The sequence below is a fragment of the Candidatus Eisenbacteria bacterium genome, from assembly GCA_035712145.1.
GTDB lineage: Bacteria > Eisenbacteria > RBG-16-71-46 > RBG-16-71-46 > RBG-16-71-46 > DASTBI01.
This window is the reverse complement of the sequence record DASTBI010000118.1, coordinates 26,329-35,796: the sequence shown is the minus strand read 5'-3', so window position 1 is coordinate 35,796 and position 9,468 is coordinate 26,329. Positions and strand designations below refer to the sequence as shown.

General features: G+C 67.2%; 9 protein-coding genes. 2 read left to right on the top strand and 7 right to left on the bottom strand.

The window, feature by feature from the left end; genetic code table 11:
- Window positions 1–51: 51 nt before the first annotated feature.
- Window positions 52–702, bottom strand: coding sequence for an outer membrane beta-barrel protein (locus VFQ05_07510; protein ID HET9326601.1), 651 nt, complete (start codon window positions 700–702; stop codon window positions 52–54).
- A gap of 338 nt (window positions 703–1,040) precedes the next feature.
- Window positions 1,041–1,373, bottom strand: coding sequence for a PEP-CTERM sorting domain-containing protein (locus tag VFQ05_07505; protein HET9326600.1), 333 nt, complete (start codon window positions 1,371–1,373; stop codon window positions 1,041–1,043).
- Between the two features lie 200 nt (window positions 1,374–1,573).
- Between VFQ05_07505 and VFQ05_07500 the strand changes: the two genes are divergently transcribed.
- On the top strand, window positions 1,574–2,005 hold the full coding sequence (locus VFQ05_07500) for a CoA-binding protein (protein HET9326599.1): 432 nt from the start codon (window positions 1,574–1,576) through the stop codon (window positions 2,003–2,005).
- 54 nt (window positions 2,006–2,059) lie between these two features.
- A complete protein-coding gene (locus VFQ05_07495) occupies window positions 2,060–3,475 on the top strand; it encodes an HD domain-containing phosphohydrolase (protein HET9326598.1) in 1,416 nt (471 codons plus the stop codon).
- Window positions 3,476–3,548: 73 nt separating this feature from the next.
- Here VFQ05_07495 and VFQ05_07490 read toward each other — a convergent pair whose 3' ends face one another.
- From VFQ05_07490 to VFQ05_07470, 5 genes are all read right to left on the bottom strand, one after another.
- Window positions 3,549–4,310 (bottom strand): succinate dehydrogenase/fumarate reductase iron-sulfur subunit, encoded by a 762-nt coding sequence (locus VFQ05_07490; GenBank protein HET9326597.1) that lies wholly within the window; start codon window positions 4,308–4,310, stop codon window positions 3,549–3,551.
- Entirely contained in the window at window positions 4,307–6,127 is a 1,821-nt protein-coding gene (locus VFQ05_07485) for a fumarate reductase/succinate dehydrogenase flavoprotein subunit (GenBank protein HET9326596.1), read from the bottom strand. The genes VFQ05_07490 and VFQ05_07485 overlap by 4 nt, the downstream gene beginning before the upstream one ends.
- A gap of 4 nt (window positions 6,128–6,131) precedes the next feature.
- Entirely contained in the window at window positions 6,132–6,998 is an 867-nt protein-coding gene (locus VFQ05_07480) for a succinate dehydrogenase (GenBank protein HET9326595.1), read from the bottom strand.
- Between the two features lie 88 nt (window positions 6,999–7,086).
- Complete coding sequence (gene cydB, locus VFQ05_07475; GenBank protein ID HET9326594.1) at window positions 7,087–8,130, bottom strand: cytochrome d ubiquinol oxidase subunit II; 1,044 nt, start codon at window positions 8,128–8,130, stop codon at window positions 7,087–7,089.
- A complete protein-coding gene (locus VFQ05_07470) occupies window positions 8,123–9,451 on the bottom strand; it encodes a cytochrome ubiquinol oxidase subunit I (protein ID HET9326593.1) in 1,329 nt (442 codons plus the stop codon). Before VFQ05_07470 ends, cydB begins: the two co-directional genes overlap by 8 nt.
- Window positions 9,452–9,468: the final 17 nt, after the last annotated feature.

Sequence of the window (9,468 nt, the reverse complement as noted above, 5' to 3'; positions counted from 1 at the left end):
AAAAGAGAGCCGGGCTCCGAAGAGCCCGGCTCTGTTGCGTCCCTGTGACTGCTACTGTCCCGAAGCGCCTGGCATGTAGAAGGCCAGGCCGGCGCGCACCATGAAGCCCGAGTAGTCCGTCTCGAACTCAGGATCCGCGCTCACGTCGTCCGCCTTCGTGTCCGCGATGTTGGCGATGCGGTATCCGGCCGATCCCGTGATCGCGAAGCCGGGGCTCACCGTCCACTCGCCCATACCGAGGAAGTGGAAGCCGACCGTGCTTCCGGTCAGCTCAGGACCGCCGTCACCAAACTCGCCGTTGAGCGTGTAATAACCCACGCCGGCGCCCAATCCGTACTTCGCGGTGCCGGTCGTCGGGAAGAAGTACCCAACCGTACCCTGGAAAGAATTCGCGTCCAGCTTGAGCTCGTCACCGGTGACCTCTTCCTCACGCGTCAGGAAGATGGGTTCCCACGTCGCGGCGATCATCCAGGTGGAGTTCGGCCACATGCGGAGGCCGAGCCCGCCGCCCCAGCTGCTCGTGGGCTCGTCGATTTCGCCGCCGAGGGCGTTGATGTCGTCAGTGACATCCTTCCAATCCGACATTGCGTGAGTATCAAATGAACCGAACACCTCTCCGCCGATCGTCATCGCCATGGCGGGGGCCGCAGCGAAGGCCATCACGGCTACGGCCGCGAGAACAGCCATCCGCGTCCTGCTCATCTTTCGAACCTCCTTCGTTGAGTCGGGGGGGACAAGCGCTCTTCATGAGCGCGGGGGGCATTGAACATGTCCGGGCGGACTTTGTCTAGTTAGCCAAAGGGCGAATAACCAGATTGAATGAGGTCCGCGCAGACGCCACCGGGTGTTTACGCGATGTTGCATTTGCTGACGAGCGGCATATCTTGCGTAGACTCAATGACAACGAACGGTCATTGCGCGGGCGTGCAGAACGGTGGATTCGTCAGGTTCTAGAAAAGAGTCGCCTCGTCATACCGAGGAAAATAATTCAGGCGGTGAGCGAACAGCCTCACCGCCTGGTCCGTGGAGCCGAGAGGGATCTAATCCGACTTCGAGCGCCTCTTCTTCATGAAGGCCGCGGCGGCAAGGAGGCCCATGGAGCCGATCGCCATCGTGCCGGGCTCGGGTACGGGGTGTCCCGGCTCGGATTCACTGATCTCCCGGCCTTCGCGCACGTCGATCATCCCCACGGTGGGGTCCGTGGCGAGCGGGTCGGTGGCAGGGTCGGTGGTCTCAGTGGCGGTGGTCTGGGTGGAGGATTGCTGATGCCGATGGTTCAGATTGCGGCCCATCATCGTGCCGCCCGAAACATAAGCATGGAGCGGGGCCGACACGAGCATCAGTCCGCCTGCGATCAAAAGCGCCCTCTTCATCGATCGATCTCCCGGGGGTAGGTTCGACAGGGCTCTCACGTGACGCGCGCCCCTTCTGCAAAGACCATGCAAGGCGGCCACGCGACGCGAATGGCCTTGTGTCTCTAGGACGCGATGAGCATCGGAACCCGCGCGAGAAGATCTGGAAGCAGCGCCGTTCGAAAAAAACGTCAAGGATGCCGACGAGAAAGATGGGGTAAATGGCCCAGACCATCTCCGATGACGAGCTGCGATCCTTCCTGCGCTCACGGCCGGTGATCGCCGTGGTCGGGGCGTCCCGGAAGCCCGAGCGCCCGAGCCACCACGTGATGGCCGACCTGATCGCCGCGGGCTACGAAGTCATTCCCGTGCACCCTGTTCATCCGGAAGTGCTCGGTCGCAGGACCTACCCGAGCCTCGCCGCCATCCCCGGACGCGTGGACCTGGTCGACGTGTTCCGCCGCTCCGAGTTCACCCCCGACGTTGCGCGCCAGGCGGTGGCGAAAGGAGCGCGCATGCTGTGGCTGCAGGTGGGCGTGGTGAGCGAGGAGGCGCGGCGGATCGCGGAGGCCGGAGGCCTCGCGGTGGTGATGGATCGCTGCCTGTCCGTCGAGCATTACCGGCTGCTCGAGGCCGATCCCGCGACCAGCTGAAGCGGTCGTCGCGTAGCTCTCAATTCCAGGCGGAGTCGGGCCGAAAACTGGGCCGTGTCCACCCGCAAACGCCCACAGAGCCGGACTCCGCCCACCGACCTCCGGCTGGTCAAGGACGCCGCGTCCGAAGCGGTTGGGGTCTCCGAAGTGCTGGCCGCGCTCTCCTTCGCGCTCGACCTCACCGAGGGGCAGCCCTTCGGCCACGCGCTGCGCAGCTGCCTGATCGGCATGGGGCTCGCCGGCAAGATCGGCCTGCCCCTTCAGGACCGCCGCGACCTCTATTACGCGCTGCTCCTCAAGGACGTCGGCTGCTCGAGCAATGCCGCCAGGGTCCATGAGCTGTTTGGCGGCGACGACCGCATGGCCAAGCGTGATCTCAAGCGCGTGGACTGGAGCCGCTACCTCCAGGCCGCCCGGTATGCGCTGGCGCACGTCGCTCCCGGCACGTCGTGGCTCGAGCGGGCACGACTGCTGGCTCGTCTGGCCGGCTCCGGCAAGCGAGCCACGCGTGAGCTGGTCGCTGCGCGCTGCAGCCGCGGCTCGCAGATCGTGAAGGACCTCGGCTTCGGACCCCCGGTCGCCGACGCGGTGATGTCGATCGACGAGCACTGGAACGGCCGTGGCGAGCCTCGCGGGCTCCGAGGCGGCGAGATCCCCGTGCTCGCCCGCATCATGGGGCTCGCCCAGACGCTCGAGGTGTTCTCGGTGCTCGAGAACCCCGCGACCGCGGTGGCGGTGGCCAAGACCCGCCGCGGTTCGTGGTTCGACCCGACGCTGGTCGAAGCCGCGATCGCGCTCGAGCCGGAGCTGACCAAGTGGGCGGCGCTCGACGATCGCGGCCTGCAGGAAGCGGTGCGCGCGGTCGAGCCCGGGGATGCGGTGCTGCTCGCGGGACCTGGATCGCTCGACCGCATCGCCTCGGCGTTCGCGGCCGTCGTCGACGCCAAGTCGCCTTTCACCGCGGATCATTCGCGCCGCGTCACCGAGCTGGTGGTGAAGGTCGCCGAGACGCTCGGCCTCGAGGACGACGAGCGGGTCCAGCTCCGTCGCGCGGCGCTGCTCCACGACCTCGGCAAGCTCTCGGTCCCGAACTCGGTGCTCGACAAGCCGGCCGCGCTCTCGGCTCAGGAGTGGGAGATGGTGCGGCTCCATCCCTACTACACGCAACGCATCCTCGAGCGCGTTCGGGGATTCCAGTCGCTCGCATACGTCGCCTCGTCGCATCACGAGCGGCTCGACGGGAAGGGTTACTTCCGCGGCCTGAAAGGTGCGCAGGTGCCGCTCGGCGCCCGCATCCTGGCGGTGGCCGACATCTACGACGCGCTCACCTCGGAGCGCCCCTACCGTCCGGCGATGAGCCGCGACGTGGCGCTGACGGTGCTGGAGCGCGAGCGCGATGTGGGTGTGGCGGGGGACTGCCTCGAGGCGCTGGTGAAGGTGGTCGGCGAGGCCGAACGCCCCGCGGCTTGAGGCGTCCGCTGTAGTTTCTTACTCGCCCCGGGGAGAGTAAGAAGTTGCCATCGGGGCTCGCGCGACCGGGGATCTACTTCTTACCGTTCTTCCCTGTGATCGCGCGCCAGATCATCGCCACCGGATCGTAGTAGCGGTCCACGACCCGCTCCTTGAGCGGGATGATGGCATTGTCGGTGATGTGGATGCTCTCGGGGCACACCTCGCTGCAGCACTTGGTGATGTTGCACAGGCCGATGCCCGCCTGATCCTTGACGAAGGGCAGGCGGTCCTCGCCGTCGATCGGATGCATCTCGAGGGCGGCGATCCGCACCAGGAAGCGCGGACCCGCGAACTGGTGCTTGAGCTCGTGGCTCCGCAGCACATGACACACGTCCTGGCACAGGAAGCACTCGATGCACTTGCGGAACTCCTGCGCGCGGTCGATGTCGCTTTGCTGCCACTTCCACTCGGCGTTCGCCCGGGGCTTGAACGCGGGAATGCGCTTGTTGACCTCGAAGTTCCACGACACGTCGGTGACCAGGTCCTTGACGATCGGGAAGGTCTTCATCGGGCGCACGCGGATCGGCTCGCCCGCCGGGAAATGATCGAGACGCGACTTGCACATCAACGCCGGCTTCCCGTTCACCTCGGCGCTGCACGAGCCGCACTTGGCGGCCTTGCAGTTCCAGCGCACCGCGAGATCGGGCGCCCTGTTGGCCTGGATCCAGTGGATGGCGTCGAGCACCACCATGCCGGGCTCGACCGGCACCTTGTACTCGATCTCCTCGTTCTTCCTCGCGTCGCCGCGGAAGACCTTGAACGTGGCTTCGCCGCCGCCGTTTCCGTGGCTCATCCGACTTTCTCCTTCGCCGGCTCGAACAGCGCCTTGAGCTCGGCCGGCATCTGCGGCAGCGGTGTGGGCGACACACGCATGCCGCCCGCGGTCTTGACCGCGCACATGTTCACGGTGCCGAGCTGCGGATCCATGTTGGGGAAGTCGAGTCGGGAGTGGGCGCCGCGGCTCTCCTTGCGGAGCAGGGCGCCGCGCGTGATGGCCTCCGACGCGGTGACCAGGTTCTGCACGTCGCGCGCCAGGTGCCAGCCGGGGTTGTAGACGCGCGAGCCCTCGACGCGCACGGCCCGCGCGCGGCCACGCAGTCTCTCCAGCTCCTCGAGCGCCTTTTCCAGGTCGGCCTGGGAGCGATAGATCCCCACCAGGGTCTGCATGCACTCCTGCAGCGCCTTGTGCACGTCGTACGGCGACTCGCCCTGGCCTCGCGAAAGCGGCGCCAGGAGATCGGCGACTTCGGCCTCGATCTCGGCCTCGTTGACCGCCGGCGTCGAGCCCAGGCCCTTCGCGTACGCCGCGGCGCCGGCGCCGGCGCGCCGGCCGAACACCAGCAGGTCGGAGAGCGAGTTGCCGCCCAGTCGATTCGCGCCGTGCATGCCCGCCGCGGATTCCCCTGCGGCGAACAGTCCTGCGACCGTGCCCGCGCCGGTATCGGGCTCGACCCGGATCCCGCCCATGATGTAGTGCGTGGTCGGTCCCACCTCCATCGGAGTCCTGGTGATGTCGACGTCGGCCAGCTCCATGAACTGGTGGTACATCGATGGGAGCTTCCGTTTCACGCGGTCGGCCGGCAGATAGCTGATGTCGAGGAACACGCCGCCGTGCGGCGAGCCGCGCCCTTCCTTCACCTCGGTGTAGATCGCGCGCGAGACATTGTCACGCGTCGACAGCTCGGGCGGGCGGCGATCGTTGGTTTGCTTGGCATCCACCGCCGCTTCCACCCAGCGTCGCGCCTCGTCCTCGTCGGCGGCGTATTCGTGGCGTCGCGCCTCGGGCAGGTACTTCCACATGAAGCGCTCGCCCTGGCGGTTCCTCAGGATGCCGCCTTCCCCCCGCACGCCCTCGGTGACCAGCAATCCCATCACGCCCGGCGGCCACACCATGCCGGTGGGATGGAACTGCACGAACTCCATGTCGATGAGCTCGGCGCCGGCGTCGTAGGCGAGCGCCTGTCCGTCGGCCGTGTATTCCCAGGAGTTCGAGGTGATGCGCCAGGCTTTGCCCACGCCGCCGGTGCACAGCACGACGGCCTTGGCGCGAAACACCACGATGCCTCCATCGTCGCGCCGATAGGCCACGGCGCCGGCGATGCGATCGCCATCCTTGAGCAGCCGCGTGAGCGTGACTTCCATGTAGACGTCGAAGCCCTGGTGAACGCCACGGTCCTGGAGCGTGCGGATCATCTCCAGTCCGGTGCGGTCGCCGACGTGGGCCAGGCGCTTGTAGGTATGACCGCCGAAGGCGCGCTGCAGGATGCGTCCGTCCTTGGTGCGGTCGAACAAGGCTCCCCACTGCTCGAGCTCGCGCACGCGATCGGGCGCTTCCTGGGCGTGGAGCTGCGCCATGCGCCAATGGTTGAGGAACGACCCGCCCTTCATCGTGTCGCGGAAGTGAGTCTCCCAGCCGTCCTGCGGGTCGACGTGGGCGAGCGCCGCGGCCACGCCGCCTTCGGCCATCACCGTGTGCGCCTTGCCGAGCAGCGACTTGGTCACCAGGCCGACCGAGCAGCCCATCGCCGACGCTTCGATGGCGGCGCGCAATCCGGCGCCTCCGGCGCCCACCACCAGCACGTCGTGCTCGTGAACCTCGTAGCGTTCCATGGCGTCAGCGTCCGCCCATCGAGAAGAAGAGCGGGTCCTGGATCACGCCCATCGAGCAGAGCCGCACGTAGAGATCGCCGAAGCACACCGCGAGCAGGCTCCACCACGCCCAGGCCATGTGGTGCTCGTTGAGCTTGGTGACGCCGCCCCAGGTCTTGAGCCGAGGGCCGCCGGCCACCGCGCACGAGAAGCAGTCGAGCTTGCCGCCCACGATGTGGCGCAGTGAGTGGCACGAGAAGGTGTACATCGTGATGAGCCCGGTGCTGGCGAGGATTGCCAGCGAGCCGCCGGCGATCGCGAAGCCGCCGTGAATGCTGAAGGCCTTGTAGACGTCGTACCAGAGGATGAAGAGGAACACGATCGCTGCGTAGAGGAAGAAGCGGTGCAGGTTCTGCAGGATGAACGGGAACTTCAGCTCCCCGCAGTAGCCCTTGCGGCCTTCCCCCACCGCGCACTCGACGGGATCGGCGAAGAACACCCGGTAATAGGCCTTGCGGTAGTAGTAGCAGGTGGCACGGAAGCCGAGCGGAAAGATCAGGATGAGCAGCGCGGGCGAGATGAAGCTCGGCAGCCATTCCGGATGGATGTAAGGGGAGTAGAAGGGCGACAGGTAGTGCCGGCCTTGCTCGACGTACTGGTAGTGGTCGGCGCCGAGGAACGCGGCCCAGTTGGCGTAGCCGAGCAGGATCGCCAGGCCGAGGGCCTGCGCCAGGGGCTTCACCCACCATGCGTCGGAGCGCTCGCTGGCGCCCAGCGGCGCTCCCAGTCCTGCGCCGCGGTCGCGGCCGGGAGCCGTCCCGGTGGCGGGGAGCCCAGGCGCCACCGGCGCGGCGGAAGCGCTGGTCCAACGAGTCTGGGCTTCGGTGGCCATCATCGACTCCTCGCGGCACGCACCACGAACAGGCACTGGCATCCGGAATCTAACACCAGACGGCGGCGAGGTGTAGGAGGCGCGGCGCTCAGTAGTTCGGCCGGTCGGTCGCGCGCACCTTGCCGCGGTGGATGCGGAGCACGATGACGTGGTAGGCGATCGCGAGCGGGAATCCGATCAGCCACCAGGTGAGGCCGATCCGGAGTCCGCTCTCGTCGTTGGCTGCAGCGTGCGCGGTGATCGAGTGCGCGGCGTCGGGAACCGCGCGCAGCATGATCGGAAAGAGGCAGGCCGCCGTCGCCACCAGGAGCCCGGCGATCCAGCTGGTCGAGCCGATGAAGGCGACGAGATCTTTGGCGCGCCGTTGCCCGACCATCACGGCGATCGCTCCGCCGAGCGCCAGCAGGAATCCCAGCCACGCGAAAGGCCGGGCGAGAAAGGCGGGCAGCAGCTCGGGGAACACGGCCACGGTGGCCACGGTCACGAGCGGCCAGGCGACCGCGACCGCGATGAACAAGGGCCCCGCGATTCGACGGCTCCGCGCCTGCACCTCGCCGTCGGTGCGGAGCGCGAGATAGTTCGCGCCGTGGAGCGCCAGGTGACCGACGGCGAAGACACCGGCGCTCACCGTGTACCAGTCGAGGATGCCGACCGGAGGGCGGGCGCTCCAGTCGGTGAATAGCGCGAGCCCGAACCAGCCGCGCGAGTCGAGCGGCAGGCCGCGGATCAGGTTGCCGAGCGCCGCACCGAAGAAGAGCGCGAGCAAGGCGCTCGCCCCGCACCACACGGCGTCCCAGAGGTTCCGCCACAAGGGCTCTTCGACGTGGCTCCGGAATTCGATCGCCGCGCCGCGCAGGATCAGGCACCAGAGCAGCAGGAAGATGGCGAAGTAGAAGCCCGAGAGCCCCGAGGCCAGCACGCGGGGGAAGACCGCGAACAGCGTGGTCCCGGTGGCGATCAGCCACACTTCGTTGCCGTCCCAATAGGGCCCGATCGCGTTGAGCACCTGGCGTCGCTCGGCGTCTGTTCGCGCGACGAAGAGGTGCAGGATGCCGGCGCCGAAGTCGTAGCCGTCGAGCACGACGTAGAGCGTCAGCATCAGCGCGATGATCGCGAACCACAGCTCAACCATGAACCGCCTCGGGGCCGCGCGTGATCTCGCGCCCGACCAGGAACAGGAACAGGAGCCCGAGCACGAAGTAGAGCCCGCAGAAGCCGATGAGCGTGAACAGCACCGTGCCGGAATGGACATTGGGGCTCGCGCCCTCGGCGGTGCGCAGGATGCCGTACACGAGCCAGGGCTGCCGGCCGAGCTCCGCCGTCATCCAGCCCGCCGTGGTGGCGATGTAGGGGAAGGGGAAGGCCAGCATCAGCGCCCACAGAAGCGCGCGGCGCCGGAAGAGCTGGCGGCGCCACAGCGCGAGCGCGCTCACCAGCATCAGCGCGATCATCAGCGTGCCGAGCCCTGCCATGACGTGGAACGAGTAGTAGAGAAGCTCGATGTTGTCCGGCCAGTCGATCTCGGGGAATTGCTCGAGCCCCGCCACCTCGGCGTGGAAGGTCCCGAACGAGAGGAAGCTGAGCGCGCCGGGCACATGGATCGGATTGTCCAGCCGGCGGGCACGCACGTTGGGCTGGCCGATGAGGGTGATCTCGGCGTAGGGGCCGCTTTCGAACCGGCCTTCCATCGCGGCGAGCGCCACCGGCTGGTGGCGGGCCAGCAGCTTGCCCTGGTGATCGCCGGTCGGAAACAAGACCAGCAGGCTGGCGATCAATCCGGACCACACGCCCACGGTGAGGAAACGCCGTCCGTGCTCGACGTGAATCGCGCGCAGCACGTACCAGGCGCCGACCGCGGACATCACGAACGAAGCCGTCACCACCGACGCGCACATGTTGTGCGCGTAGGCCGCGATCGCCCACGGGTTGAGCAGAAACGCCCAGAAGTCGGTCAGCGAGAGCGTGCCGTCGGGCAGGATCGCATGCCCGACCGGGTGCTGCATGAACGCGTTGGTGACGATGATGAAGTAGCCCGAGAGCCACGTGCCGACGAACAGGGCCCAGGCGGCCAGATCATGGAGGCGCGGTCCGAGCCGCCGCTCGGCGAAGAGCAGGAGACCGAGGAAGCTCGACTCGAGGAAGAAGGCAAAGATGCCTTCGAGCGCCAGGGCATGCCCCACCACTCTGCCGGCGATCCGCGAAAATTCGGCCCAGTTGGTGCCGAACTGGAACTCCATCGGCAGGCCGGTGACCACCCCGACCACGAAGTTGATGCCGAAGATGCGGATCCAGAAACGCGCGGCGTCGTTCCATGCGGGATCCAGAGTGCGCGCGGCGATCGTCTTGAGCACCACGATGAGCAGCGCCAGGCCCATGGTGAGCTGAGGGAAGAGATAGTGGTAGACGATCGTGAAGGCGAATTGCAGGCGGTGCCAGAACAGCGCGTCGGACATGGCTCGGCGAGGAACCT

Coding starts and splice junctions, on each gene's coding strand:
- VFQ05_07505 (HET9326600.1), bottom strand. CDS start 1,373: ATGAAGAGGGCGCTTTTGATCGCAGGCGGACTGATGCTCGTGTCGGCC.
- VFQ05_07510 (HET9326601.1), bottom strand. CDS start 702: ATGAGCAGGACGCGGATGGCTGTTCTCGCGGCCGTAGCCGTGATGGCC.
- VFQ05_07480 (HET9326595.1), bottom strand. CDS start 6,998: ATGGCCACCGAAGCCCAGACTCGTTGGACCAGCGCTTCCGCCGCGCCG.
- VFQ05_07470 (HET9326593.1), bottom strand. CDS start 9,451: ATGTCCGACGCGCTGTTCTGGCACCGCCTGCAATTCGCCTTCACGATC.
- VFQ05_07490 (HET9326597.1), bottom strand. CDS start 4,310: ATGAGCCACGGAAACGGCGGCGGCGAAGCCACGTTCAAGGTCTTCCGC.
- VFQ05_07485 (HET9326596.1), bottom strand. CDS start 6,127: ATGGAACGCTACGAGGTTCACGAGCACGACGTGCTGGTGGTGGGCGCC.
- VFQ05_07500 (HET9326599.1), top strand. CDS start 1,574: ATGGCCCAGACCATCTCCGATGACGAGCTGCGATCCTTCCTGCGCTCA.
- cydB (HET9326594.1), bottom strand. CDS start 8,130: ATGGTTGAGCTGTGGTTCGCGATCATCGCGCTGATGCTGACGCTCTAC.